This window comes from Pseudomonas sp. BIGb0381, assembly GCF_024809815.1.
Lineage (GTDB): Bacteria > Pseudomonadota > Gammaproteobacteria > Pseudomonadales > Pseudomonadaceae > Aquipseudomonas.
Genome location: NZ_JANUEN010000017.1, coordinates 54,209 through 79,252, shown reverse-complemented (window position 1 = coordinate 79,252; position 25,044 = coordinate 54,209). Strand labels below are relative to the sequence as shown.

General features: G+C 54.7%; 27 protein-coding genes and 4 tRNA genes. All 31 read left to right on the top strand.

Features of this window, described 5'->3' with window-relative positions; genetic code table 11:
• The first annotated feature begins 230 nt into the window (after positions 1-230).
• The 31 genes from birA (at position 231) to rplN (ending at position 25,034) form a co-directional block, all read left to right on the top strand.
• Positions 231-1,190, top strand: coding sequence for a bifunctional biotin--[acetyl-CoA-carboxylase] ligase/biotin operon repressor BirA (gene birA / locus M2397_RS28820; RefSeq protein ID WP_167656703.1), 960 nt, complete (start codon positions 231-233; stop codon positions 1,188-1,190).
• Positions 1,180-1,929 carry a pantothenate kinase gene (locus M2397_RS28815; protein WP_145336811.1) on the top strand — a complete coding sequence of 250 codons (750 nt, stop codon included), beginning with the start codon at positions 1,180-1,182 and terminating at the stop codon, positions 1,927-1,929. The genes birA and M2397_RS28815 overlap by 11 nt, the downstream gene beginning before the upstream one ends.
• 7 nt (positions 1,930-1,936) lie before the next feature.
• Positions 1,937-2,383, top strand: a complete 447-nt coding sequence (locus tag M2397_RS28810) for a hypothetical protein (protein ID WP_131700343.1) — start codon at positions 1,937-1,939, stop codon at positions 2,381-2,383.
• 142 nt (positions 2,384-2,525) lie between these two features.
• Positions 2,526-2,610, top strand: a tRNA-Tyr gene (locus tag M2397_RS28805).
• 23 nt (positions 2,611-2,633) lie between these two features.
• Positions 2,634-2,707 (top strand) — tRNA-Gly (locus tag M2397_RS28800).
• A 26-nt stretch (positions 2,708-2,733) separates the two neighbouring features.
• Positions 2,734-2,809: transfer RNA gene (locus M2397_RS28795), tRNA-Thr, on the top strand.
• Between the two features lie 160 nt (positions 2,810-2,969).
• Positions 2,970-3,045 (top strand) — tRNA-Trp (locus M2397_RS28790).
• Positions 3,046-3,090: 45 nt separating this feature from the next.
• Positions 3,091-3,459 (top strand): preprotein translocase subunit SecE, encoded by a 369-nt coding sequence (gene secE / locus M2397_RS28785; RefSeq protein ID WP_131700342.1) that lies wholly within the window; start codon positions 3,091-3,093, stop codon positions 3,457-3,459.
• A gap of 9 nt (positions 3,460-3,468) precedes the next feature.
• Positions 3,469-4,002 carry a transcription termination/antitermination protein NusG gene (gene nusG / locus M2397_RS28780; RefSeq protein ID WP_003176436.1) on the top strand — a complete coding sequence of 178 codons (534 nt, stop codon included), beginning with the start codon at positions 3,469-3,471 and terminating at the stop codon, positions 4,000-4,002.
• Positions 4,003-4,119: 117 nt separating this feature from the next.
• Positions 4,120-4,551 (top strand): 50S ribosomal protein L11, encoded by a 432-nt coding sequence (gene rplK / locus M2397_RS28775; protein ID WP_003176435.1) that lies wholly within the window; start codon positions 4,120-4,122, stop codon positions 4,549-4,551.
• Positions 4,551-5,246: a 50S ribosomal protein L1 gene (gene rplA / locus M2397_RS28770; protein ID WP_028618134.1), complete on the top strand. Its 696-nt coding sequence runs from the start codon at positions 4,551-4,553 to the stop codon at positions 5,244-5,246. The genes rplK and rplA overlap by 1 nt, the downstream gene beginning before the upstream one ends.
• Positions 5,247-5,445: 199 nt before the next feature.
• Positions 5,446-5,946 (top strand): 50S ribosomal protein L10, encoded by a 501-nt coding sequence (gene rplJ / locus M2397_RS28765; protein ID WP_003176433.1) that lies wholly within the window; start codon positions 5,446-5,448, stop codon positions 5,944-5,946.
• Between the two features lie 78 nt (positions 5,947-6,024).
• Positions 6,025-6,390 carry a 50S ribosomal protein L7/L12 gene (gene rplL, locus M2397_RS28760; protein WP_053138313.1) on the top strand — a complete coding sequence of 122 codons (366 nt, stop codon included), beginning with the start codon at positions 6,025-6,027 and terminating at the stop codon, positions 6,388-6,390.
• Between the two features lie 219 nt (positions 6,391-6,609).
• Positions 6,610-10,683 carry a DNA-directed RNA polymerase subunit beta gene (gene rpoB / locus M2397_RS28755; RefSeq protein WP_024077680.1) on the top strand — a complete coding sequence of 1,358 codons (4,074 nt, stop codon included), beginning with the start codon at positions 6,610-6,612 and terminating at the stop codon, positions 10,681-10,683.
• 64 nt (positions 10,684-10,747) lie between these two features.
• The gene (rpoC, locus tag M2397_RS28750) at positions 10,748-14,947 is read left to right on the top strand and encodes a DNA-directed RNA polymerase subunit beta' (RefSeq protein ID WP_053138307.1); all 4,200 of its coding nucleotides are present in this window, start codon (positions 10,748-10,750) and stop codon (positions 14,945-14,947) included.
• A 216-nt stretch (positions 14,948-15,163) separates the two neighbouring features.
• On the top strand, positions 15,164-15,535 hold the full coding sequence (rpsL, locus tag M2397_RS28745; protein WP_002555494.1) for a 30S ribosomal protein S12: 372 nt from the start codon (positions 15,164-15,166) through the stop codon (positions 15,533-15,535).
• A gap of 118 nt (positions 15,536-15,653) precedes the next feature.
• Positions 15,654-16,124 (top strand): 30S ribosomal protein S7, encoded by a 471-nt coding sequence (gene rpsG, locus M2397_RS28740; RefSeq protein ID WP_002555493.1) that lies wholly within the window; start codon positions 15,654-15,656, stop codon positions 16,122-16,124.
• Between the two features lie 30 nt (positions 16,125-16,154).
• Positions 16,155-18,260 carry an elongation factor G gene (gene fusA, locus M2397_RS28735; RefSeq protein WP_145336809.1) on the top strand — a complete coding sequence of 702 codons (2,106 nt, stop codon included), beginning with the start codon at positions 16,155-16,157 and terminating at the stop codon, positions 18,258-18,260.
• A 30-nt stretch (positions 18,261-18,290) separates the two neighbouring features.
• Positions 18,291-19,484: an elongation factor Tu gene (gene tuf / locus M2397_RS28730; protein ID WP_027605166.1), complete on the top strand. Its 1,194-nt coding sequence runs from the start codon at positions 18,291-18,293 to the stop codon at positions 19,482-19,484.
• A gap of 157 nt (positions 19,485-19,641) precedes the next feature.
• Complete coding sequence (gene rpsJ, locus M2397_RS28725; RefSeq protein ID WP_003186070.1) at positions 19,642-19,953, top strand: 30S ribosomal protein S10; 312 nt, start codon at positions 19,642-19,644, stop codon at positions 19,951-19,953.
• Between the two features lie 81 nt (positions 19,954-20,034).
• Positions 20,035-20,670, top strand: a complete 636-nt coding sequence (gene rplC, locus M2397_RS28720; RefSeq protein WP_007253310.1) for a 50S ribosomal protein L3 — start codon at positions 20,035-20,037, stop codon at positions 20,668-20,670.
• 12 nt (positions 20,671-20,682) lie between these two features.
• Positions 20,683-21,285, top strand: a complete 603-nt coding sequence (gene rplD / locus M2397_RS28715; RefSeq protein ID WP_003176424.1) for a 50S ribosomal protein L4 — start codon at positions 20,683-20,685, stop codon at positions 21,283-21,285.
• Positions 21,282-21,581, top strand: a complete 300-nt coding sequence (gene rplW / locus M2397_RS28710; RefSeq protein ID WP_002555488.1) for a 50S ribosomal protein L23 — start codon at positions 21,282-21,284, stop codon at positions 21,579-21,581. Before rplD ends, rplW begins: the two co-directional genes overlap by 4 nt.
• Positions 21,582-21,595: 14 nt before the next feature.
• Positions 21,596-22,420 carry a 50S ribosomal protein L2 gene (gene rplB, locus M2397_RS28705; RefSeq protein ID WP_003210080.1) on the top strand — a complete coding sequence of 275 codons (825 nt, stop codon included), beginning with the start codon at positions 21,596-21,598 and terminating at the stop codon, positions 22,418-22,420.
• A 16-nt stretch (positions 22,421-22,436) separates the two neighbouring features.
• Positions 22,437-22,712 carry a 30S ribosomal protein S19 gene (gene rpsS, locus M2397_RS28700; RefSeq protein ID WP_003232420.1) on the top strand — a complete coding sequence of 92 codons (276 nt, stop codon included), beginning with the start codon at positions 22,437-22,439 and terminating at the stop codon, positions 22,710-22,712.
• Positions 22,713-22,723: 11 nt separating this feature from the next.
• Positions 22,724-23,056: a 50S ribosomal protein L22 gene (gene rplV / locus M2397_RS28695; RefSeq protein WP_003103908.1), complete on the top strand. Its 333-nt coding sequence runs from the start codon at positions 22,724-22,726 to the stop codon at positions 23,054-23,056.
• A 13-nt stretch (positions 23,057-23,069) separates the two neighbouring features.
• Positions 23,070-23,756, top strand: a complete 687-nt coding sequence (gene rpsC, locus M2397_RS28690) for a 30S ribosomal protein S3 (protein WP_003176422.1) — start codon at positions 23,070-23,072, stop codon at positions 23,754-23,756.
• 12 nt (positions 23,757-23,768) lie between these two features.
• A complete protein-coding gene (gene rplP / locus M2397_RS28685; RefSeq protein WP_003232424.1) occupies positions 23,769-24,182 on the top strand; it encodes a 50S ribosomal protein L16 in 414 nt (137 codons plus the stop codon).
• Positions 24,182-24,373 carry a 50S ribosomal protein L29 gene (rpmC, locus tag M2397_RS28680; protein ID WP_002555481.1) on the top strand — a complete coding sequence of 64 codons (192 nt, stop codon included), beginning with the start codon at positions 24,182-24,184 and terminating at the stop codon, positions 24,371-24,373. The genes rplP and rpmC overlap by 1 nt, the downstream gene beginning before the upstream one ends.
• A 2-nt stretch (positions 24,374-24,375) precedes the next feature.
• Entirely contained in the window at positions 24,376-24,642 is a 267-nt protein-coding gene (gene rpsQ / locus M2397_RS28675; RefSeq protein ID WP_003176419.1) for a 30S ribosomal protein S17, read from the top strand.
• A gap of 23 nt (positions 24,643-24,665) precedes the next feature.
• On the top strand, positions 24,666-25,034 hold the full coding sequence (rplN, locus tag M2397_RS28670; RefSeq protein WP_002555479.1) for a 50S ribosomal protein L14: 369 nt from the start codon (positions 24,666-24,668) through the stop codon (positions 25,032-25,034).
• Positions 25,035-25,044 lie beyond the last annotated feature (10 nt).

The following is a 25,044-nucleotide window of genomic DNA, read 5'->3' as shown; positions in this document are numbered from 1 at the left end:
TGAAACGATGCATCGCCGATGGTAGTGTGGGGTTTCCCCATGTGAGAGTAGGTCATCGTCAAGATTAAATTCCGAAACCCCATTTGCGAAAGCAGATGGGGTTTTGTTTTGTGCGGTCGAAAAGTGCGAAGAGGCGCCTCGGGGTGGCCTTCAGTGCTAAAGTCCCGCCTTTCTATGCAATGACCCTGCGCATGGCTATCATGCGTGCCTCATTGTGAGGCGATACTTGCATGCTGACGTTGTTAAAACTTCTAAAAGATGGTCGATTCCATTCCGGAGAGGCACTTGGCGCTGCCCTGGGCGTTAGCCGCAGTGCTGTCTGGAAGCAACTCCAGCATCTTGAGGCTGAATTGAATCTGCCTGTCCATAAGGTTCGTGGGAGGGGGTATCAATTAGCTTCGCCACTGGTTTTCTTGAGTTCCGAGCAGATTGCACTACGTGCGTCTTCCCTGGCATGGCCTATCCATATCTACGACTCCATTGACTCGACAAATGCCGAGGCTCTGCGCCTTGTTGAGGTTGAGTGTACGACGCCGTACATGGTGCTTGCGGAGCAGCAAACGGCTGGAAGGGGGCGGCGTGGTCGAAAGTGGGTCAGTCCATTCGCTCAGAATGTGTATTACAGCCTCTTATTGCGTATTGAGGATGGTCCGCGACAGCTGGAAGGCCTGAGCCTTGTGGTTGGCTTGGCGGTCATGCAGGCGCTGCGTGAGTCTGGAGTCCAGGGGGCGGCCTTGAAGTGGCCAAACGACGTCTTGGTGGGGCAGAAGAAGATTGCCGGGATTTTGCTGGAACTCGTAGGGAATCCCGCGGATATCTGCCACGTTGTCCTTGGCATCGGTATTAACGTGAATATGCAGAAGGCTGATGAGGTTGATCAGCAATGGACATCAGTGCAGTTGGAGACGGGGTCTCCTGTTGATCGCAACTCTTTGGTGGCGTGCCTGTGCTTGCAGTTGCAAAGCTACTTGGGGCGGCACAGGGCACTAGGTTTTGCGTCGCTTAAGGATGAGTGGGAGAAAGGTCACGCCTGGCAGGGAAAGGCGGTATCACTCATCGCTGGGGCCAACCGTGTTGATGGGGTGGTGCTGGGTATCGACGGTCAGGGTGCATTGCGTTTAAGTGTCGGTGGTGTTGAGAAAATATACAGTGGTGGTGAGTTAAGCCTGAGGTTGCGTGATGATTCTTGAACTCGACTGTGGGAATAGCTTTATCAAGTGGCGTGTACTTAATTCGGATCGGGCGATCGCATCTGCAGAGGGTGTCGCTAGTTCGGATGTTGCATTGATTGAAAGTCTGTCAGTGCTGTCTGGTGTCTCATTGACGCGTTGCCGGTTGGTGAGTGTTCGTGCTCTGGACGAAACAAACAATCTGGTTGAGGCGCTGGTGGCGGCTTTTGGTGTTGCTGTTTCCTGCGCTGTTTCTGCGCGAGAAATGGCTGGGGTGCGCAACGGCTACGAAGATTTCGAGCGTCTCGGCCTTGATCGCTGGTTGGCAATGCTGGGCGGTTTCAAGTTGGCGTCGGGGGCATGCCTGGTGCTCGATTTTGGTACGGCTGCGACTGCAGATTTTATTGCTGGAGACGGTGAGCATTTAGGTGGTTTCATCTGTCCTGGTATGCCTCTCATGCGTAATCAGTTGCGTACACATACACGTAAGATACGTTACGACGATGCTGCTGCCGAAAGAGCCTTGGGGTGCCTGTCACCAGGGCGTACGACCGTAGAGGCTGTAGAGCGTGGCTGTACGTTGATGCTCAGAGGGTTTGTACTGACGCAGCTTGAGCTGGCCCGAAGTTATTGGGGTGATAACTTTACTGTATTCCTGACAGGTGGCGATGCTGATTTGGTGAGGGATGCCGTGCCTCAGGCTCGACTCGTGCCTGATTTGATTTTCGTAGGTCTGGCGATGGCGTGCCCTTTATCTTGAGGTGTTTATGCGTTGGCTGTTTTTGCTTTTATTGATCCTCAACGCCTTCTACTACATATGGCATCAGCAAGAAGCGCCGTTGCGCGCTAAAGATGTTACCCCTTTGAGTCTCTATCGGAATACTCAGCAGGATATTCGTCTGCTGAGTGAGTCCTCCGATGCTGTGGTCCGCAGGGATCGAGCTAAGGCATCTGATGCGCAAAGTACTTGCTTGTACATTGGTGGCTTTGCCGACCAGCGACAGGCGCAATTCGTTGAGCAGCGTCTCACTAGCCTGGATATAAAGGTTAAGGTTCAGTTGCTGAGCACTCCTGATGCGCAGGGTTACTGGCTCCGGGTTGCCCCAGAAAGCCGACGTCTGGCTGATGATCTGCCCTTTGAAAACCTTGCTAAGGAATTCAATGAGTTAAAACATAAAATAATGCTGTGCGAAGGCATTGCAACTCTCGAATAGTTTGCATAGAATGGCGCCCGCTTCGCAGTGAAGACCTTTAAAGTGTACGGTGCGAAGCTAAGGTCAATGCAGCTAACCTCATATTTTTAATGAGAAAATGCTTGACAGAAGGCTGGCATGATGTAGAATGCCGGCTCGCTTAGGAGGGGTTCCCGAGCGGCCAAAGGGATCAGACTGTAAATCTGACGTCTACGACTTCGAAGGTTCGAATCCTTCCCCCTCCACCATTTTAGCGTGAGCTGCAAGCTCCGCGGGTATAGTTTAGTGGTAGAACCTCAGCCTTCCAAGCTGATGATGCGGGTTCGATTCCCGCTACCCGCTCCAAGTTTGCAGGTTGTGCATAGTGTTTCGCTCTTGTAGCTCAGTTGGTAGAGCACACCCTTGGTAAGGGTGAGGTCAGCGGTTCAAATCCGCTCAAGAGCTCCATATAACAAGGCAGATATGAAAATATCTGCCTTTGTTTTAACGGTTGACTCGGCTTGATGGTGTTTCAGATCGCTTGTGGTTGAGTGATTTCAAGTCTCTGGGGGTTGGCTGTTGTAAAGTCTTTTTCAGGTCTGCATAATGGTCGGCCTGATTTTGTTTTAGGTCAGTAGCTCAATTGGCAGAGCGACGGTCTCCAAAACCGTAGGTTGGGGGTTCGATTCCCTCCTGACCTGCCAGATTCACGTGGTGTATCTGGCTTTCTTTTCACAGGATCTTCATAGATGACTCCTAAGGCTGAAGCTCAAAGCTCTCGTTTCGATCTGGTCAAGTGGCTCGCTGTAGTCGCTTTGGTGGTCGTAGGCGTTGTTGGCAATCAGTACTACTCTGCTTCGCCGATCCTGTACCGCGTTCTCGTTTTGCTGGCCCTTGCTGCTGTAGCTACCTTTGTAGGTCTGCAGACTGCCAAAGGCAAGTCTTTCGCGGTCCTGGTGAAGGAAGCTCGCACCGAAATTCGTAAAGTCGTTTGGCCGACTCGCCAAGAAACCACGCAGACCACATTGATTGTCGTGGCTGTTGTTCTGGTTATGGCGTTGCTGTTGTGGGGGCTCGATTCCCTGCTCGGCTGGCTTGTTTCCTTGATTGTTGGCTAAGGGTGTCCCGTGGCTAAGCGTTGGTACGTTGTGCATGCTTACTCGGGTTACGAGAAGCATGTTATGCGCTCTTTGCTGGAGCGCGTAAAGCTGGCAGGCATGGAAGATGGCTTCGGCGAAATTCTGGTTCCCACTGAAGAAGTGGTTGAAATGCGGAATGGTCAGAAGCGCAAGAGTGAACGCAAGTTCTTCCCTGGCTATGTGCTGGTGCAGATGGACATGAACGAAGGTACTTGGCACTTGGTCAAGGATACTCCTCGTGTTATGGGTTTCATCGGTGGTACTGCTGATAAGCCTGCTCCGATCACTGACAAAGAGGCGGAAGCAATTCTGCGTCGTGTCGCCGACGGTAGCGACAAGCCTAAGCCGAAGACGTTGTTCGAGCCGGGTGAGGTTGTTCGTGTCACTGATGGTCCGTTTGCTGATTTCAACGGTACCGTCGAAGAGGTTAACTACGAGAAGAGCCGGATCCAGGTCGCGGTGCTCATTTTCGGTCGCTCTACTCCGGTAGAGTTGGAATTCAGCCAGGTCGAGAAGGTCTAGCTGAGTAAGCATCCCAACCCCGCAGCCTTAGGCTGTGGGGTTTTGTCGTCACTGGGATAAACGCGCAAGTAACCGGGGAGCCTTTCGAGGCGCTTGAACCCGTAATTGGAGTGCCTCATGGCCAAGAAGATTACCGCTTACATCAAGCTGCAAGTGAAGGCCGCTCAGGCCAACCCAAGCCCACCTGTTGGTCCAGCTCTGGGTCAGCACGGCGTGAACATTATGGAGTTCTGCAAGGCCTTCAACGCCCGAACTCAGGGTCTTGAGCCAGGTCTGCCGACTCCAGTGATCATCACTGTATACAGCGACCGTAGCTTCACTTTCGAAACCAAGTCGACCCCGGCTTCGGTTCTGCTGAAGAAAGCTGCTGGTCTGACTAGCGGTTCCGCTCGTCCTAACACCGTTAAGGTTGGCACCGTAACTCGTGCTCAGCTGGAAGAGATCGCGAAAACCAAAAACGCGGATCTGACTGCAGCTGATATGGATGCAGCCGTGCGTACCATCGCCGGTTCTGCTCGTAGCATGGGCCTTAACGTGGAGGGTGTGTAATGGCTAAGCTGACCAAGCGCCAAAAGGCTATCGCCGGCAAAATCGAAGCGGGCAAGTCCTACAGCTTTGTAGACGCTGCTGCTCTGCTGACCGAGCTGTCGACTGTCAAGTTCAGCGAGTCCGTTGACGTTGCTGTAAACCTGGGTGTTGACCCACGTAAATCTGACCAGGTCGTTCGTAGCGCTACTGTGCTGCCACACGGTACTGGTAAGACTGTTCGTGTAGCTGTCTTCACTCAAGGCCCGGCAGCTGAAGCTGCTCTGGCCGCTGGCGCCGACCGCGTTGGTATGGACGACCTGGCTGCCGAAATGAAAGGCGGCGACCTGAACTACGACGTAGTTATTGCTTCCCCGGATGCAATGCGTGTTGTAGGTCAATTGGGTCAGATCCTGGGCCCGCGAGGCCTGATGCCTAACCCTAAAGTCGGCACCGTAACACCAGACGTAGCTACCGCGGTTAAAAACGCCAAGGCTGGTCAGGTTCGTTATCGCACCGACAAAAATGGCATCATTCACACCTCCGTTGGCAAAGTCGGCTTCGACGCCGTCAAGCTGAAGGAAAACGTTGAAGCCCTGATCGCTGATCTGAAGCGTATCAAGCCAGCTTCCTCGAAAGGTATCTACGTCAAGCGCGTTACCCTGAGCACCACTATGGGCCCAGGTCTGGTCATCGACCAAGGCTCGCTGGACGTATAAGACACAGATTGGCGCAAGCAATTGCGCCAATTGGAAAAATTGGGGTCCCTGCCTGGCGGGGGCTATCCAAGACCGTAGGCGGCGCAAGTCTTAAACCACAAGCCTACGCAGATGGTGCTCCCGGTTCCTTACCGAATCAGACACCAAAACGACATCCGGCCTCGGCCAGATGAAACGGTAACAAGCAGGAGTTAAACCCGTGGCAATTAATCTCGAAGACAAGAAGGCCATCGTCGCTGAAGTCAACGAGGCTGCCAAAGCTGCTCTGTCCGCTGTCGTGGCTGATGCCCGTGGTGTGACAGTAGGCGCTATGACCGGACTCCGTAAAGAGGCTCGTGAAGCTGGCGTGTACGTACGTGTTGTACGTAACACCCTGCTCAAGCGCGCTGTTGCTGACACTGAATACAGTGTCCTCAACGACGTGTTCACCGGCCCGACTCTGATTGCTTTCTCCAAGGATCATCCAGGCGCTGCTGCCCGTTTGTTCAAAGAGTTCGCTAAGAGTCAGGATAAGTTCGAGATCAAGGCAGCTGCGTTCGAGGGCAAGTTCCTCGCAGCTAACCAAATCGACGTACTGGCAACACTGCCGACCCGTAACGAAGCCATTTCGCAGCTGATGAGCGTGATTCAAGGCGCTACCAGCAAGCTGGCTCGTACTCTGGCTGCAGTTCGCGAGCAAAAAGAAGCTGCCGCAGCCTAAGGCTGAGCAACTTCTCTCGCGTATTTTTGTTTATTTCGATGGCCGCGTAGGCCGTCCCCCAATTCAGGAAATACAGCAATGTCTATCTCCCAAGACGATATCCTCAACGCCGTAGCTGAAATGTCGGTTCTGCAGGTTGTTGAGCTGATCAAAGCTTTCGAAGAAAAATTCGGCGTTTCCGCTGCCGCTGCTTCCGCTGGCCCAGCTGCTGCTGCTGCCGTTGTTGAAGAGCAAACCGAATTCAACGTCATGCTGCTGGAAGCTGGCGAGAAGAAAGTTAACGTGATCAAGGCAGTACGTGAACTGACCGGTCTGGGCCTGAAAGAAGCCAAGGCTGTAGTTGACGGCGCTCCTGCTATGGTTCTGGAAGCAGTGACCAAAGATGCAGGCGACAAAGCCAAAGCAACTCTGGAAGAAGCAGGCGCTAAAGTCGAGCTGAAGTAAGCATCGACCTTGCGTCTCCAGCCCAAGCGTTAAGCTGAAGGCTGATGGCTGGTGGCTCTTGCCACCGGCCTTTTTCCGTTCTTGGCTGTCGACTCGGTCGCCGCCATTAACGCGCTGTAGCCACCCGATGCGGTGGTGCAAACCATGGGGTTTGCAAGATTTTCTGGCTGCTCCCGTCGGGAGGGCCAAACAAGCAGGTGACCAAGCTGGGGAACGCTGATGGCTTACTCATATACTGAGAAAAAACGTATCCGCAAGGACTTTAGCAAGTTGCCGGACGTCATGGATGTCCCGTACCTTCTGGCTATCCAGCTGGATTCGTATCGTGAATTCTTGCAGGCGGGAGCGACCAAAGATCAGTTCCGCGACGTGGGCCTGCATGCGGCCTTCAAATCCGTTTTCCCGATCATCAGCTACTCCGGCAATGCTGCGCTGGAGTACGTCGGTTATCGCCTGGGCGAACCGGCATTTGATGTCAAAGAATGCGTGTTGCGCGGTGTTACGTACGCCGTACCTTTGCGGGTAAAAGTCCGTCTGATCATTTTCGACAAAGAGTCGTCGAACAAAGCGATCAAGGACATCAAAGAGCAAGAAGTCTACATGGGCGAAATCCCATTGATGACTGAGAACGGTACCTTCGTTATCAACGGTACCGAGCGTGTTATCGTTTCCCAGCTGCACCGTTCCCCGGGCGTGTTCTTCGACCACGACCGCGGTAAGACGCACAGCTCCGGCAAGCTCCTGTACTCCGCGCGGATCATTCCGTACCGCGGTTCGTGGTTGGACTTTGAGTTCGATCCGAAAGACTGCGTGTTCGTGCGTATCGACCGTCGTCGTAAGCTGCCGGCCTCGGTATTGCTGCGCGCGCTCGGCTACACCACTGAGCAAGTCCTGGATGCGTTCTACACCACCAACGTATTCAGCCTGAAGGATGAAACCCTCAGCCTGGAACTGATTGCATCTCGCCTGCGTGGTGAAATTGCCGTCTTGGACATCCAGGATGAAAAGGGCAAGGTCATTGTTGAGGCGGGTCGTCGTATTACTGCGCGCCACATCAACCAGATCGAAAAAGCAGGTATCAAGTCGCTGGACGTGCCTTTGGACTACGTCCTGGGTCGCACGACCGCCAAGGTCATTGTTCACCCGGCTACAGGCGAAATCCTGGCTGAGTGCAACACCGAGCTGAACACCGAGATCCTGGCGAAAATCGCCAAGGCTCAAGTTGTTCGTATCGAGACCCTGTACACCAACGATATCGACTGTGGTCCATTCGTCTCCGACACCCTGAAGATCGACTCCACCAGCAACCAATTGGAAGCGCTGGTAGAAATCTATCGCATGATGCGTCCTGGCGAGCCACCAACCAAAGACGCTGCAGAAACCCTGTTCAACAACCTGTTCTTCAGCCCTGAGCGCTACGACCTGTCTGCGGTCGGTCGGATGAAGTTCAACCGTCGTATCGGTCGCACCGAGATCGAAGGTTCGGGCGTGCTGTGCAAGGAAGACATCGTTGCGGTCCTGAAGACTCTGGTCGACATCCGTAACGGCAAAGGCATCGTCGATGACATCGACCACCTGGGTAACCGTCGTGTTCGCTGCGTAGGCGAAATGGCCGAGAACCAGTTCCGCGTTGGCCTGGTACGTGTTGAGCGTGCGGTCAAAGAGCGTCTGTCGATGGCTGAAAGCGAAGGCCTGATGCCACAGGACCTGATCAACGCCAAGCCAGTGGCTGCAGCGGTGAAAGAGTTCTTCGGTTCCAGCCAGCTCTCGCAGTTCATGGACCAGAACAACCCGCTCTCAGAGATCACCCACAAGCGCCGTGTTTCCGCACTGGGCCCGGGCGGTCTGACCCGTGAGCGTGCAGGCTTTGAAGTGCGTGACGTACACCCGACGCACTACGGTCGTGTTTGCCCGATCGAAACGCCGGAAGGCCCGAACATCGGTCTGATCAACTCCCTGGCCGCCTATGCGCGCACCAACCAGTACGGCTTCCTCGAGAGCCCGTACCGTGTGGTGAAAGACGCTCTGGTCACCGATGAGATCGTGTTCCTGTCCGCCATCGAAGAAGCTGATCACGTGATCGCTCAGGCTTCGGCCACGATGAACGACAAGAAAGTCCTGATCGACGAGCTGGTAGCTGTTCGTCACCTGAACGAGTTCACCGTCAAGGCGCCGGAAGACGTTACCTTGATGGACGTGTCGCCGAAGCAGGTAGTTTCGGTTGCTGCGTCGCTGATCCCGTTCCTGGAACACGATGACGCCAACCGTGCGTTGATGGGTTCCAACATGCAGCGTCAAGCTGTACCGACCCTGCGTGCTGACAAGCCGCTGGTAGGTACCGGCATGGAGCGCAACGTAGCCCGTGACTCCGGCGTTTGCGTCGTGGCTCGTCGTGGCGGCGTGATCGACTCCGTTGATGCCAGCCGTATCGTGGTTCGTGTTGCTGATGATGAAGTTGAAACGGGTGAAGCCGGTGTCGACATCTACAACCTGACCAAATACACCCGCTCGAACCAGAACACTTGCATCAACCAGCGTCCGCTGGTGCGTAAGGGTGATCGCGTTCAGCGCAGCGACATCATGGCTGACGGTCCGTCCACCGATATGGGTGAACTGGCTTTGGGTCAGAACATGCGCATCGCGTTCATGGCATGGAACGGCTTCAACTTCGAAGACTCCATCTGCCTGTCCGAGCGTGTGGTTCAAGAAGATCGCTTCACCACGATCCACATTCAGGAACTGACCTGTGTGGCACGTGACACCAAGCTTGGGCCAGAGGAAATCACTGCAGACATCCCGAACGTGGGTGAGGCTGCACTGAACAAGCTGGACGAAGCCGGTATCGTTTATGTAGGTGCTGAAGTTGGTGCAGGCGACATTCTGGTTGGTAAGGTCACTCCGAAAGGCGAGACCCAACTCACTCCAGAAGAGAAGCTGTTGCGTGCCATCTTCGGTGAAAAAGCCAGCGACGTTAAAGATACTTCCCTGCGTGTACCTACCGGTACCAAGGGTACTGTCATCGACGTACAGGTCTTCACGCGTGACGGCGTCGAGCGTGATGCTCGTGCACTGTCCATCGAGAAGACCCAGCTCGACGAGATCCGCAAGGACCTGAACGAAGAGTTCCGTATCGTTGAAGGCGCGACCTTCGAACGTCTGCGCTCCGCTCTGGTAGGCCACAAGGCTGAAGGCGGCGCAGGTCTGAAGAAAGGTCAGGACATCACCGACGAAGTCCTCGATGGTCTTGAACATGGTCAGTGGTTCAAACTGCGCATGGCTGAAGATGCTCTGAACGAGCAACTTGAGAAGGCCCAGGCCTACATCGTTGATCGCCGCCGTCTGCTGGACGACAAGTTCGAAGACAAGAAGCGCAAACTGCAGCAGGGCGATGACCTGGCTCCAGGCGTGCTGAAAATCGTCAAGGTTTACCTGGCAATCCGTCGTCGCATCCAACCGGGCGACAAGATGGCCGGTCGTCACGGTAACAAAGGTGTGGTCTCCGTGATCATGCCGGTTGAAGACATGCCGCACGATGCCAATGGCACCCCGGTCGACGTCGTCCTCAACCCGTTGGGCGTACCTTCGCGTATGAACGTTGGTCAGATCCTTGAAACCCACCTGGGCCTCGCGGCTAAAGGTCTGGGCGAGAAGATCAATCGTATGATCGAAGAGCAGCGCAAGGTTGCTGACCTGCGCAAGTTCCTGCACGAGATCTACAACGAGATCGGCGGTCGTAAGGAAGAGCTGGATACCTTCTCCGACCAGGAAATCCTGGATCTGGCGAAGAACCTGCGCGGCGGCGTTCCAATGGCTACCCCGGTGTTCGACGGTGCCAAGGAAAGCGAAATCAAGGCCATGCTGAAACTGGCAGACTTGCCAGAAAGCGGCCAGATGCAGCTGTTCGACGGCCGTACCGGCAACAAGTTCGAGCGCCCGGTTACTGTTGGCTACATGTACATGCTGAAGCTGAACCACTTGGTAGACGACAAGATGCACGCTCGTTCTACCGGTTCGTACAGCCTGGTTACCCAGCAGCCGCTGGGTGGTAAGGCTCAGTTCGGTGGTCAGCGTTTCGGGGAGATGGAGGTCTGGGCACTGGAAGCATACGGTGCTGCTTACACTCTGCAAGAAATGCTCACAGTGAAGTCGGACGATGTGAACGGTCGTACCAAGATGTACAAAAACATCGTGGATGGCGATCACCGTATGGAGCCGGGCATGCCCGAGTCCTTCAACGTGTTGATCAAAGAAATTCGTTCCCTCGGCATCGATATCGATCTGGAAACCGAATAACACGTGACGCGAATCGAGAGCGGGGCTGTTTAGCCCGCTCTCTGCTCCGCCAGGAGGAAAGGCCTTGAAAGACCTACTGAATTTGCTGAAAAACCAGGGTCAAGTCGAAGAGTTCGACGCCATCCGTATTGGATTGGCATCGCCTGAGATGATCCGTTCGTGGTCGTTCGGTGAAGTTAAAAAGCCGGAAACCATCAACTACCGTACGTTCAAACCTGAGCGTGACGGTCTGTTCTGCGCCAAGATCTTTGGCCCGGTAAAGGATTACGAGTGCCTGTGCGGTAAGTACAAGCGCTTGAAGCACCGTGGTGTTATCTGCGAAAAGTGTGGCGTTGAAGTTGCACTCGCCAAGGTTCGTCGTGAGCGCATGGCGCACATCGAGCTGGCTTCGCCGGTTGCCCACATCTGGTTCCTGAAATCGCTGCCGTCCCGTATTGGCTTGCTGATGGACATGACCCTGCGTGATATCGAACGCGTTCTCTACTTCGAGAGCTATGTCGTTATCGACCCAGGCATGACCACCCTTGAAAAAGGTCAGCTGTTGAACGACGAGCAGTACTTCGAGGCGTTGGAAGAGTTCGGTGATGATTTCGATGCCCGCATGGGTGCCGAAGCTGTCCGCGAACTGCTGCACGCTATCGACCTGGAGCACGAGATTGGCCGTCTGCGCGAAGAAATTCCGCAAACCAACTCCGAAACCAAGATCAAGAAGCTGTCCAAGCGTCTGAAGTTGATGGAAGCCTTCCAGGGTTCCGGCAACCTGCCAGAGTGGATGGTGCTGACCGTTCTGCCGGTTCTGCCGCCAGATCTGCGTCCGCTGGTACCGTTGGATGGTGGTCGTTTCGCGACTTCCGACCTCAACGACCTGTACCGCCGTGTGATCAACCGTAACAATCGCTTGAAGCGCCTGCTCGATCTGTCCGCTCCGGACATCATCGTGCGCAACGAAAAGCGTATGTTGCAGGAAGCTGTCGATGCCTTGCTCGACAACGGTCGTCGTGGCCGCGCTATCACCGGTTCCAACAAGCGTCCTCTGAAATCCTTGGCTGACATGATCAAGGGTAAGCAAGGTCGTTTCCGTCAGAACTTGCTCGGTAAGCGTGTTGACTACTCTGGTCGTTCGGTAATTACCGTAGGCCCGACCCTGCGTCTGCACCAGTGCGGTCTGCCTAAGAAGATGGCGCTTGAGCTGTTCAAGCCATTCATCTTCGGCAAGCTGGAAATGCGCGGTCTCGCGACCACCATCAAAGCGGCCAAGAAAATGGTCGAGCGCGAGCTGCCAGAGGTTTGGGACGTTCTCGCTGAAGTGATTCGCGAACACCCGGTTCTCCTCAACCGTGCACCGACCCTTCACCGTCTGGGTATCCAGGCGTTTGAACCGGTACTGATCGAAGGTAAGGCTATCCAGCTGCACCCTCTGGTCTGTGCTGCGTACAACGCCGACTTCGACGGCGACCAAATGGCCGTGCACGTACCGCTGACACTGGAAGCCCAGTTGGAAGCGCGTGCGTTGATGATGTCGACCAACAACATTCTGTCGCCAGCCAACGGTGAGCCAATCATCGTTCCGTCGCAGGACGTTGTATTGGGTCTGTACTACATGACCCGTGAGGCGATCAACGCCAAAGGCGAAGGTCGTGTGTTCGCTGACCTGCAGGAAGTTGACCGTGTGTTCCGTGCCGGCGAAGCCGCACTGCACGCCAAGGTCAAGGTGCGCATCAACGAAACGGTCAACGACCGTGACGGCGGCAGCGTGAGCGGCACTCGTATTGTCGACACCACCGTTGGTCGTGCGCTGTTGTACCAGGTTGTGCCAAAAGGCCTGTCGTACGACGTCGTCAACCTGCCGATGAAGAAAAAGGCGATCTCCAAGCTGATCAACCAATGCTATCGCGTGGTTGGTCTGAAAGAGACCGTGATCTTCGCGGACCAGTTGATGTACACCGGTTTTGCCTATTCGACTATTTCCGGCGTTTCCATTGGCGTTAACGACTTCGTTATCCCTGATGAAAAAGCCCGCATCATCAGTGCTGCTACTGATGAAGTGAAAGAGATCGAAAGCCAGTACGCCTCGGGCCTGGTAACACAGGGCGAGAAGTACAACAAAGTGATCGACCTTTGGTCCAAGGCCAACGACGAAGTATCCAAGGCGATGATGGCCAACCTCTCGAAAGAGAAAGTCATCGACCGTCATGGCGTCGAAGTCGACCAGGAGTCTTTCAACTCGATGTACATGATGGCCGACTCGGGCGCACGGGGTTCTGCTGCGCAGATCCGTCAGCTCGCCGGTATGCGTGGCCTGATGGCCAAGCCGGACGGTTCCATCATTGAAACGCCGATTACTGCGAACTTCCGTGAAGGGTTGAGCGTACTCCAGTACTTCATCTCCACTCACGGTGCTCGTAAAGGTCTGGCGGATACCGCGTTGAAAACCGCTAACTCCGGTTACCTGACTCGTCGTCTGGTAGACGTTGCGCAAGATCTGGTTGTAACCGAGATCGATTGCGGCACCGAACACGGCTTGCTGATGACTCCGCACATTGAAGGCGGTGACGTTGTAGAGCCTCTGGGTGAGCGCGTCTTGGGTCGTGTTATTGCCCGTGACGTATTCAAGCCAGGTACCGAGGAAATTATCGTTCCTGCCGGCACACTGGTTGACGAGAAGTGGGTTGAGTTCATCGAGCTCAACAGCATCGACGAAGTGATCGTTCGCTCGCCGATCAGCTGCGAAACCCGCTACGGCATTTGCGCCAAGTGCTACGGCCGTGACTTGGCTCGTGGTCACCAGGTGAACATCGGTGAAGCGGTCGGCGTTATTGCTGCCCAGTCCATCGGTGAGCCGGGTACCCAGCTGACCATGCGTACGTTCCACATTGGTGGTGCGGCAAGCCGGACCTCCGCAGCCGACAGCGTTCAGGTGAAGAATGGCGGTACTGTCCGCCTGCACAACCTGAAGCACGTTGAGCGAGTGGATGGTCACCTGGTGGCTGTGTCCCGCTCCGGTGAGCTGGCAATCGCTGATGACTACGGTCGTGAGCGTGAGCGCTACAAGCTGCCGTACGGTGCTGTGATTTCGGTTAAAGAGGGTGACAAGGTCGACGCTGGCGCAATCGTGGCCAAGTGGGATCCGCACACTCACCCAATCGTTACCGAAATGAAAGGTACCGTGACCTACGTGGGCATGGAAGAAGGCATCACGATCAAGCGTCAGACTGACGAATTGACCGGTATGACCAACATTGAAGTACTCGACGCGAAAGATCGTCCAGCTGCCGGTAAAGACATCCGTCCTGCCGTGAAGATGGTCGATGACAACGGCAAGGATCTGTTGCTGCCAGGCACTGACGTAATTGCTCAGTACTTCCTGCCAGCCAACGCCCTGGTCGGTGTAGCGGATGGTGCGAAGATCGCGATCGGTGATGTTATCGCGCGTATCCCGCAAGAAACTTCGAAGACCCGTGACATCACCGGTGGTTTGCCGCGTGTTGCCGACTTGTTCGAAGCTCGTCGTCCGAAAGAAGCGTCGATTCTGGCAGAAGTCAGCGGCACCATCGCGTTCGGTAAAGAAACCAAGGGCAAGCGCCGCCTGGTCATTACCCCGAACGACGGTACCGATCCGTACGAAGAGCTGATTCCAAAGTGGCGTCACCTGAACGTGTTCGAAGGCGAACAGGTAAACCGCGGCGAAGTTATCTCCGACGGCCCGAGCGATCCACACGACATCCTGCGTCTGCTGGGTGTGAGTGCGCTGGCCAAGTACATCGTTAACGAGATCCAGGACGTTTACCGCCTGCAAGGCGTGAAGATCAACGATAAGCACATCGAGACCATCCTGCGTCAGATGCTGCGTAAAGTTGAGATCGCTGAATCCGGCGATTCCAGTTTCATCAAGGGCGACCAGATGGAACTGACTCACGTGCTGGTGGAAAACGAGCGTCTGGCTGGCGACGAGAAATTCGTTTCCAAGTTCACTCGCGTATTGCTGGGTATTACCAAGGCGTCGTTGTCCACTGAGTCGTTCATCTCGGCGGCCTCCTTCCAGGAGACCACTCGCGTACTGACCGAAGCAGCGGTAACCGGCAAGCGCGATTACCTGCGCGGCCTGAAAGAGAACGTGGTCGTGGGTCGTCTGATCCCGGCTGGTACCGGTTTGGCTTACCACAGCGAGCGTAAGCGTCGCCGTGATGCTGACAAGCCGTTGCGCGTAAGCGCCAGTGAAGTGGAAGCTGCACTGACCGAAGCGCTGAACTCAAGCGGTAACTGAGTTCTGCGATAGATAAGTCTGGGCCCTGGCAGCCCCATTCGTCGGATCAAGGCAATTTTGCCCGGGTTCGACGAGAGGGGAGGTCGGGGCCTTGCCTTGACTGGGGGCAAGATCCTCTTTAGACTCTTGTACCCCTAAATTTGGCGGGAATTCGTTCCTGCCATTTTGCTTTTCTTGCAAGACAATAGCGTCGCAAGACAACAGTGGAGCTAGTAGATGGCAACTATCAACCAGCTGGTACGTCAGCCGCGTAAGCGTATCGTCGAGAAATCCGACGTGCCTGCGCTGCAGAACTGCCCGCAACGTCGTGGCGTATGCACTCGTGTGTATACCACCACGCCGAAAAAACCTAACTCGGCACTGCGTAAAGTATGCCGTGTGCGCCTGACCAACGGTTTCGAGGTTTCCTCGTACATCGGTGGTGAAGGCCACAACCTGCAAGAGCACAGCGTGGTACTGATCCGCGGCGGTCGTGTAAAAGACTTGCCAGGTGTTCGTTATCACACCGTACGCGGCTCCTTGGATACTTCCGGCGTTAAAGGTCGTAACCAGGGTCGTTCGAAGTACGGTACCAAGAAGCCTAAGTAGTAGCGGCTTTTTGTAAAACTGAATCATCTTATTTTCTGAGTCGATAAGAGTAAGGTCGGAGGCGTCCCGAAAGGGCACCGATTCCGAGCGAACCTGAAGACCGTTTGAGGGCTTATCCATGCCAAGAAGACGCGTAGCAGCCAAGCGCGAAGTGCTTGACGATCCAAAATACGGAAGCCAAATTCTGGCCAAGTTCATGAACCACGTGATGGAAAGCGGCAAGAAAGCCGTTGCCGAGCGTATCGTTTATGGCGCGCTGGAAAAGGTTAAAGAGCGCAAGAACAGCGACCCCCTGGAAATCTTCGAGAAAGCTCTCGACGCCATCGCTCCGCTGGTCGAAGTGAAGTCGCGCCGTGTAGGCGGTGCTACTTACCAGGTTCCGGTCGAAGTTCGTCCGTCCCGTCGTAACGCTCTGGCAATGCGCTGGTTGGTAGACTTCGCCCGTAAGCGCGGCGAGAAGTCTATGGCTCTGCGTTTGGCCGGCGAACTGTTGGACGCTGCTGAAGGTAAAGGTGCTGCTGTTAAGAAGCGTGAAGACGTGCACCGTATGGCTGAAGCTAACAAAGCTTTCTCGCACTACCGCTTCTAATCTTAGCTTCACTAATTTTGCGAGGGCTTTATGGCTCGTACTACTCCGATTAGCCGCTACCGTAACATCGGTATCGTTGCTCACGTGGATGCTGGTAAAACCACCACCACTGAGCGCGTACTGTTTTACACCGGCAAAAGTCACAAAATGGGCGAGGTGCATGACGGCGCCGCGACCACAGACTGGATGGTTCAGGAGCAGGAGCGTGGTATTACCATTACTTCTGCTGCTATTACCGCCTTCTGGAAAGGTTCCGAGAAGCAGTACAAAGATGAGCACCGCTTCAACGTTATCGATACCCCAGGCCACGTAGACTTCACTATTGAAGTTGAGCGTTCCCTGCGCGTACTCGACGGCGCTGTCGTTGTGTTCTGCGGTACCTCGGGCGTCGAGCCTCAGTCGGAAACCGTATGGCGTCAAGCCAACAAGTACGGCGTTCCACGTCTTGTTTACGTAAACAAGATGGACCGTGCTGGTGCCAACTTCCTGCGCGTGATCGGTCAGATCAAGCAGCGTCTGGGTCATACTCCGGTGCCAATCCAATTGGCTATCGGTTCCGAAGACAACTTCCAGGGTCAGATCGATCTGGTCAACATGGAAGCGGTCTACTGGAATGACGCTGACAAAGGTATGGTTCCTGTTCGCAAGCCTATCCCTGCAGAGTTGCAGGAACTGGCTGACGAGTGGCGCAACAACATGGTTGAGGCTGCCGCCGAAGCCAGCGAAGAGCTGATGAACAAGTACCTCGAAGGTGAAGAACTCACCAACGCGGAAATCAAGGCCGCTCTGCGTCAGCGTACTATCGCTGGTGAGATCGTCTTGGCTGTTTGCGGTTCTTCCTTCAAGAACAAGGGTGTTCCCCTGGTTCTCGACGCCGTGATCGACTACTTGCCTGCTCCAACCGACATTCCTGCTATCAAGGGTACCAACCCTGATAACGAGGAAGAAGAGATGGAGCGTCATGCCGACGACAGCGAGCCGTTTTCGGCTCTGGCGTTCAAGATCGCTACCGACCCATTCGTGGGTACTCTGACCTTCGTCCGCGTTTACTCGGGCGTGTTGGCCTCCGGCGACGGCGTGATCAACTCGGTCAAAGGCAAGAAAGAGCGTGTGGGTCGTATGGTGCAAATGCACGCAAACGCCCGTGAAGAGATCAAGGAAGTGCGCGCTGGTGACATCGCGGCCTTGATCGGCATGAAGGACGTCACTACTGGTGAGACTTTGTGCGACGCTGCCAAGCCCATCATCCTGGTTCGCATGGACTTCCCGGAGCCGGTTATTTCGGTTGCCGTAGAGCCTAAGACCAAGGATGACCAGGAAAAAATGGGTATCGCTCTGGGCAAGCTTGCTCAGGAAGATCCATCTTTCCGCGTCAAAACTGATGAAGAGACTGGTCAAACGATCATCTCTGGCATGGGCGAGTTGCACCTGGACATCCTGGTTGACCGGATGCGCCGTGAGTTCAACGTCGAAGCCAACATCGGTAAGCCTCAGGTTTCCTATCGTGAGCGCATCACGAAGAACTGTGAAATCGAAGGCAAGTTCGTTCGTCAGTCCGGCGGTCGTGGTCAGTTCGGTCACTGCTGGATCCGTTTTGCCCCTGCTGACGAAGGTCAGGAAGGTCTGCAATTCGTGAACGAAGTAGTAGGTGGTGTTGTTCCTAAGGAATACATCCCTGCTATCCAGAAGGGTATCGAAGAGCAGATGAAGAACGGTGTTGTTGCCGGCTATCCGCTGATCGGCCTGAAAGCAACCGTTTTTGACGGTTCTTACCACGACGTCGACTCCAACGAGATGGCGTTTAAGGTGGCTGCTTCCATGGCAACCAAGCAACTGGCCCAGAAGGGCGGTGGTGAGTTGCTTGAGCCAATCATGGCGGTAGAAGTTGTTACACCTGAAGACTATATGGGTGATGTCATGGGCGACCTTAACCGTCGTCGCGGCATGATCTTGGGTATGGAAGACACGGTTTCCGGCAAAGTGATTCGCGCCGAGGTTCCGTTGGGTGAGATGTTCGGTTATGCGACCGACGTTCGCTCCATGTCCCAGGGTCGCGCAAGCTACTCTATGGAATTCAAAAAATACAACACAGCTCCGGCGCACATCGCTGAAACTGTATCCAAAAAACAAGGCTGATTCAGTCCTTTAGGCAAGGAGTTAATTGTCGTGGCTAAAGAAAAATTTGATCGTTCCCTACCGCACGTCAACGTTGGCACTATCGGTCACGTTGACCACGGTAAAACCACTCTGACCGCAGCTCTGACTCGCGTCTGCTCCGAGGTTTTCGGTTCTGCAGTCGTTGATTTCGATAAAATCGACAGCGCTCCAGAAGAAAAAGCTCGTGGTATCACCATCAACACCGCGCACGTCGAGTACAACTCGAAGATCCGTCACTACGCTCACGTTGACTGCCCAGGTCACGCTGACTATGTGAAGAACATGATCACCGGTGCTGCTCAGATGGACGGCGCGATCCTGGTTTGCTCGGCCGCTGATGGTCCGATGCCACAAACCCGTGAGCACATCCTGCTGTCCCGTCAGGTAGGCGTTCCGTACATCGTGGTTTTCCTGAACAAGGCTGACCTGGTAGACGACGCTGAGCTGCTGGAACTGGTTGAGATGGAAGTGCGCGATCTGCTGAGCACTTACGACTTCCCAGGTGACGACACTCCGATCATCATCGGTTCTGCTCGTATGGCGCTGGAAGGCAAAGACGATAACGAAATGGGCACCACTGCCGTTCGTAAACTGGTTGAAACTCTGGACAGCTACATCCCAGAACCAGTTCGTCTGACCGACAAGCCGTTCCTGATGCCAATCGAAGACGTATTCTCGATCTCTGGTCGTGGTACTGTTGTTACTGGTCGTATCGAGCGCGGTATCGTTCGCGTTCAAGATGCACTGGAAATCGTTGGTCTGCGTGACACCACCAACACCGTCTGCACTGGTGTTGAAATGTTCCGCAAGCTGCTCGACGAAGGTCGTGCTGGCGAGAACTGCGGCGTTCTGCTGCGTGGTACCAAGCGTGACGACGTTGAGCGTGGCCAGGTTCTGGTTAAGCCGGGTTCGGTTAAGCCGCACACCAAGTTCACCGCAGAAGTTTACGTTCTGAGCAAGGAAGAAGGCGGTCGTCACACTCCGTTCTTCAAAGGCTACCGTCCACAGTTCTACTTCCGTACTACTGACGTGACTGGTAACTGCCAGCTGCCAGAAGGCGTTGAAATGGTAATGCCAGGCGATAACATCCAAATGGAAGTTACCCTGATCAAGACCATCGCAATGGAAGACGGTCTGCGCTTCGCTATCCGTGAAGGCGGCCGTACCGTTGGTGCTGGTGTTGTAGCTAAAATCATCGAGTAAGCGTCTCTTTTGAGATAGCTTCGATGCTTTGAAAAGCCCCCGCTCAGCGGGGGCTTTTTTATTGGGTTGACACCTATCTAGGGCGTCTATAGAATTGCGCCTCCTTTTAACGGGCGTATTGCGCTCGCTGGGAATAGCAGCCGGAGTCTGAAATCCAATGCAAAATCAGCAAATCCGTATCAGGTTGAAGGCTTTTGACCATCGCCTGATCGACCAATCCACCCAGGAAATCGTGGAAACCGCGAAACGTACTGGTGCTCAAGTGCGTGGTCCAATTCCACTGCCTACCCGTAAAGAGCGGTTCACCGTTCTGGTCTCCCCGCACGTCAACAAAGACGCGCGTGACCAGTACGAGATCCGTACTCATAAGCGCGTACTGGACATCGTCCAGCCAACGGATAAAACCGTTGATGCACTTATGAAGCTTGATCTGGCGGCCGGTGTGGAAGTACAGATCAGCCTCGGCTAAGACTTGGGTCTTAGTCGTGTAACGCTCTGAAATGGGCGGCCATAGCGGGTGAAAGCCCCGTACACTCATGAGGTTTACAACATGACTATTGGTGTAGTCGGTCGTAAATGCGGTATGACCCGTATTTTCACCGAAGAAGGTGTCTCCATTCCGGTTACGGTCATTGAGATCGAGCCGAATCGCGTCACCCAGTTCAAAACTGAAGAAACCGATGGCTATCGTGCAGTGCAAGTCACTGTCGGCGAGCGTCGTGCTTCGCGTGTGACTGCTGCTCAAGCAGGCCACTTCGCTAAAGCAAACGTTGCAGCTGGTCGTACTGTTATGGAGTTCCGTCTTGAAGAAGGCGACTACCAGGCTGGCGATCTGATCAACGCTGAAATCTTCGCCGCTGGTCAACTGGTTGATGTAACCGGTCAGTCCAAGGGTAAAGGCTTCCAGGGTACGATCAAGCGTTGGAATTTCCGTGGTCAAGACAACACTCACGGTAACTCCGTCTCCCACCGCGTCCCGGGCTCTATTGGCCAGTGCCAGACTCCTGGTCGTGTATTCAAGGGCAAAAAAATGTCCGGTCATATGGGCGCTGAGCGCGTGACCGTGCAGTCCCTCGAAGTAGTGCGCGTCGACGCTGAACGCAATCTGTTGTTGGTCAAGGGTGCTGTTCCTGGCGCTACTGGCGGCAACCTGGTTGTACGTCCAGCGGCCAAGGCTCGCGGTTAAGGGGAAGCTGACATGCAATTAAATGTAAATGACGCTCAAGCGATCGAAGTTTCCGAACTGACATTTGGCGGCGAATTCAACGAGACGCTGGTTCACCAAGCAGTCGTGGCCTACATGGCCGGCGGCCGTCAAGGTAGCAAGCAGCAAAAGACCCGTTCCGACGTTCGTGGTGGCGGTAAGCGCCCGTGGCGTCAGAAAGGTACTGGCCGTGCTCGTGCCGGTACTATCCGTAGCCCAATCTGGCGTGGCGGCGGTACCACTTTCGCAGCTCGTCCGCAGGATCACTCTCAGAAGCTCAACAAGAAGATGTATCGCGCAGCACTGCGCTCCATCCTTGCTGAACTCGTGCGTACTGATCGCCTGGTCGTGGTTCAGGACTTCGCTGTTGAAAGTCCAAAAACCAAAGATCTGCTGGGCAAACTGAACAACATGAGCCTGACCGACGTTTTGATCGTGTCTGAAGCTGTTGATCAGAACCTGTACCTGGCTGCTCGTAACCTGCCACACGTTGATGTACGTGACGTGCAGGGTTCCGATCCAGTTAGTCTGATCGCATACGACAAGGTGTTGATCACCGTGTCGGCCGTGAAGAAATTCGAGGAGCTGCTGGGATGAACCAGGAACGCGTATTTAAAGTTCTGCTTGGCCCGCACGTTTCCGAAAAGGCTACGGTTCTGGCTGACAAGAAAGGCCAGTTCGTTTTCAAGGTTGCAACTGACGCAACCAAGCTGGAAATCAAGAAGGCCGTCGAAAGCCTGTTCAGCGTGAAAGTTGAGCGTGTTACTACCCTGAATGTTCTGGGTAAGAGCAAGCGCACTGCTCGCGGTCTGGGCAAGCGTAATGACTGGAAGAAGGCAGTTATCTCCCTTCAGCCAGGCCAAGATCTCGATTTCAGCAGCAGTGCTGAGTAAGGAAGGGGTGCATCATGGCAATCGTTAAATGCAAACCGACTTCCCCTGGCCGCCGTTTTGTGGTCAAGGTGGTCAACCAGGAGCTGCATAAAGGCGCTCCTCACGCACCGCTGCTCGAGAAGAAATCGAAGACTGGTGGTCGTAACAACAATGGTCGTATTACCACTCGTCATATTGGTGGTGGCCATAAGCAGCATTATCGTCTGGTCGATTTCCGTCGCAACGACAAAGATGGCATCGCTGCCACTGTCGAGCGTATCGAATACGATCCAAACCGTACTGCTCACATCGCTCTGCTGCTGTACGCAGATGGCGAGCGTCGCTACATCATCGCGCCTAAAGGCGTGAGTGCTGGCGACCAGCTGATCGCAGGTGCCTTGGCGCCGATCAAGCCGGGCAACGCTCTGCAACTGCGTAACATTCCAGTTGGTAGCACCGTACACGGCATCGAATTGAAGCCAGGTAAAGGCGCGCAAATCGCTCGTTCCGCTGGTGCTTCGGCTCAGCTGATCGCTCGTGAAGGTGTCTACGTGACCCTGCGTCTGCGTTCTGGTGAGATGCGTAAAGTGCTGGCTGAATGCCGCGCGACCCTGGGTGAAGTCTCGAACTCCGAGCACAGCCTGCGTTCGCTGGGTAAAGCTGGTGCCAAACGCTGGCGTGGCGTTCGCCCAACCGTTCGTGGTGTTGCCATGAACCCGGTTGACCACCCACACGGTGGTGGTGAAGGTCGTACCTCTGGTGGTCGTCATCCGGTATCGCCATGGGGCTTCCCGACTAAGGGCGCGAAGACTCGTGGTAATAAGCGTACCGACAAAATGATCGTCCGTCGTCGCAAGTAAATAGAGGGATACGACAGTGCCACGTTCTCTGAAAAAAGGTCCTTTTATTGATCTTCACCTACTGAAGAAGATCGAAGTGGCGGCGGAAAAGAATGATCGCAAACCAGTTAAGACCTGGTCGCGTCGTTCGATGATCCTGCCACAAATGGTCGGTCTGACCATCGCTGTACACAACGGTCGTCTGCACGTCCCAGTTCTCGTTAACGAAGACATGGTCGGCCACAAACTAGGCGAGTTTGCCGGTACCCGCACTTATCGTGGGCACGTGGCAGACAAGAAAGCCAAGCGTTAAGGGGTAAGGAAATGGAAGTAGCCGCTAAGTTGTCGGGCGCTCGAATCTCCGCCCAGAAAGCCCGCTTGGTCGCCGACCAGATCCGCGGGAAGAAGGTGGGCGAAGCGCTCAACCTGTTGGCTTTCAGCAGTAAGAAAGCCGCCGAGATCATGAAGAAAGTGCTGGAGTCGGCCGTAGCCAACGCCGAGCATAACGAAGGCGCAGACGTTGATGACCTGAAGGTCAGCACCGTTTTCGTCAACGAAGGGCGTTCGCTGAAGCGCATCATGCCGCGTGCCAAAGGCCGTGCTGATCGCATCGTCAAGCGGTCTTGCCATATCACTGTCAAGGTTGCTGACAAGTAACGGAGTCGAAGAGATGGGTCAGAAAGTACATCCCATTGGCATTCGCCTGGGAATCGTCAAGGAGCACACCTCCGTCTGGTACGCAGACGGTCGGACTTATGCGGACTATTTGTTCGCTGATCTGAAGGTGCGTGAGTATCTCCAAGACAAACTAAAAAGCGCGTCCGTAAGCCGTATCGATATCCATCGTCCGGCGCAAACTGCACGTATCACCATCCACACCGCTCGTCCAGGTATCGTTATCGGGAAGAAAGGTGAAGATGTTGAGAAACTGCGTCAGGACCTGACCAAGCAAATGGGTGTGCCTGTGCACATCAATATCGAAGAGATCCGCAAGCCGGAGCTCGACGGTATGCTGGTTGCGCAGAGCGTAGCTCAGCAGCTGGAGCGTCGCGTAATGTTCCGTCGCGCTATGAAGCGCGCCGTACAGAACGCCATGCGCATTGGTGCCAAAGGCATCAAAATCCAAGTGAGCGGTCGTCTCGGCGGTGCTGAAATCGCACGTACTGAATGGTATCGCGAAGGTCGTGTGCCACTGCACACCCTGCGTGCCGACATCGACTATGCCAACTACGAAGCTCACACCACTTACGGTGTGATCGGTGTAAAGGTTTGGATCTTCAAAGGCGAAGTAATTGGTGGTCGCCAAGAAGAACTGAAACCACAAGCACCAGCGCCTCGTAAAAAAGCTGCTAAGTAAGGGGTACGCCAAATGTTGCAACCAAAGCGTACGAAGTTCCGCAAGCAGATGACAGGCCACAACCGTGGTCTGGCTCAGCGCGGTAGCAAAGTCAGCTTCGGCGAGTTCGCGCTGAAGTCTGTAGCTCGTGGTCGTCTCACCGCTCGTCAGATCGAGTCAGCGCGTCGTGCACTGACCCGTCACGTAAAACGTGGCGGCAAGATCTGGATCCGTGTATTCCCGGACAAGCCGATCTCCAAAAAACCTCTCGAGGTTCGGATGGGTAAAGGTAAGGGTAACGTGGAATACTGGGTAGCCCAGATTCAGCCAGGCAAAGTCCTGTATGAAATCGAGGGTGTAACTGAAGAGCTGGCGCGTGAGGCTTTTGCCCTGGCTGCTGCAAAGCTGCCGCTCGCCACCGCCTTTGTTAAACGGACGGTGATGTGATGAAAGCGAATGAACTTCGTGAAAAATCCGCACAGCAGCTGAACGAGCAACTGCTCGGCCTGCTGCGCGACCAGTTCAATCTGCGTATGCAGAAAGCAACTGGCCAGTTGGGGCAGTCTCATCTGCTCTCGCAAGTTAAGCGTGACATTGCTCGCGTGAAGACTGTGCTCAACCAGCAGGCAGGTAAGTGATCATGGCTGAAGCCGAAAAGACTGTCCGTACGCTGACTGGCCGTGTTGTCAGCGACAAGATGGACAAAACCATCACCGTTTTGATCGAGCGTCGCGTTAAGCACCCGATCTACGGTAAATATGTTAAGCGTTCGACTAAGCTGCACGCGCACGACGAAACCAACCAGTGCCACATCGGCGACAAAGTCACTATTCGTGAAACTCGTCCGCTGGCCAAGACTAAGTCTTGGGCATTGGTTGATGTTCTCGAACGCGCTGTGGAAGTCTAAGGACTAGGGGTCGGAGAAATTATATGATTCAGACTCAATCCATGCTCGATGTGGCCGATAACAGCGGCGCTCGCCGTGTTATGTGCATCAAGGTGCTGGGTGGCTCCCATCGTCGTTACGCTGGTATCGGTGACATCATCAAAGTTACCGTGAAGGAAGCAATTCCTCGCGGTAAGGTGAAAAAAGGCCAAGTGATGACTGCTGTTGTAGTCCGCACTCGTCACGGCGTACGCCGTGCAGATGGCTCCATTATCCGCTTTGATGGCAACGCTGCTGTTCTTCTGAACAACAAGCAAGAGCCGATCGGCACCCGTATCTTTGGGCCAGTGACCCGTGAACTTCGTACTGAGAAGTTCATGAAGATCGTCTCGCTCGCCCCAGAAGTGCTGTAAGGAGATCCGA

Coding starts and splice junctions, on each gene's coding strand:
- rpsC (WP_003176422.1), top strand. CDS start 23,070: ATGGGTCAGAAAGTACATCCCATTGGCATTCGCCTGGGAATCGTCAAG.
- secE (WP_131700342.1), top strand. CDS start 3,091: ATGACTCCTAAGGCTGAAGCTCAAAGCTCTCGTTTCGATCTGGTCAAG.
- rplB (WP_003210080.1), top strand. CDS start 21,596: ATGGCAATCGTTAAATGCAAACCGACTTCCCCTGGCCGCCGTTTTGTG.
- rplD (WP_003176424.1), top strand. CDS start 20,683: ATGCAATTAAATGTAAATGACGCTCAAGCGATCGAAGTTTCCGAACTG.
- birA (WP_167656703.1), top strand. CDS start 231: ATGCTGACGTTGTTAAAACTTCTAAAAGATGGTCGATTCCATTCCGGA.
- rplL (WP_053138313.1), top strand. CDS start 6,025: ATGTCTATCTCCCAAGACGATATCCTCAACGCCGTAGCTGAAATGTCG.
- M2397_RS28815 (WP_145336811.1), top strand. CDS start 1,180: ATGATTCTTGAACTCGACTGTGGGAATAGCTTTATCAAGTGGCGTGTA.
- rplK (WP_003176435.1), top strand. CDS start 4,120: ATGGCCAAGAAGATTACCGCTTACATCAAGCTGCAAGTGAAGGCCGCT.
- rplV (WP_003103908.1), top strand. CDS start 22,724: ATGGAAGTAGCCGCTAAGTTGTCGGGCGCTCGAATCTCCGCCCAGAAA.
- rplN (WP_002555479.1), top strand. CDS start 24,666: ATGATTCAGACTCAATCCATGCTCGATGTGGCCGATAACAGCGGCGCT.
- M2397_RS28810 (WP_131700343.1), top strand. CDS start 1,937: ATGCGTTGGCTGTTTTTGCTTTTATTGATCCTCAACGCCTTCTACTAC.
- rpsQ (WP_003176419.1), top strand. CDS start 24,376: ATGGCTGAAGCCGAAAAGACTGTCCGTACGCTGACTGGCCGTGTTGTC.
- rpsG (WP_002555493.1), top strand. CDS start 15,654: ATGCCAAGAAGACGCGTAGCAGCCAAGCGCGAAGTGCTTGACGATCCA.
- fusA (WP_145336809.1), top strand. CDS start 16,155: ATGGCTCGTACTACTCCGATTAGCCGCTACCGTAACATCGGTATCGTT.
- rplW (WP_002555488.1), top strand. CDS start 21,282: ATGAACCAGGAACGCGTATTTAAAGTTCTGCTTGGCCCGCACGTTTCC.
- rplP (WP_003232424.1), top strand. CDS start 23,769: ATGTTGCAACCAAAGCGTACGAAGTTCCGCAAGCAGATGACAGGCCAC.
- rplC (WP_007253310.1), top strand. CDS start 20,035: ATGACTATTGGTGTAGTCGGTCGTAAATGCGGTATGACCCGTATTTTC.
- rpmC (WP_002555481.1), top strand. CDS start 24,182: ATGAAAGCGAATGAACTTCGTGAAAAATCCGCACAGCAGCTGAACGAG.
- rpsJ (WP_003186070.1), top strand. CDS start 19,642: ATGCAAAATCAGCAAATCCGTATCAGGTTGAAGGCTTTTGACCATCGC.
- rplA (WP_028618134.1), top strand. CDS start 4,551: ATGGCTAAGCTGACCAAGCGCCAAAAGGCTATCGCCGGCAAAATCGAA.
- rpsL (WP_002555494.1), top strand. CDS start 15,164: ATGGCAACTATCAACCAGCTGGTACGTCAGCCGCGTAAGCGTATCGTC.
- rpoB (WP_024077680.1), top strand. CDS start 6,610: ATGGCTTACTCATATACTGAGAAAAAACGTATCCGCAAGGACTTTAGC.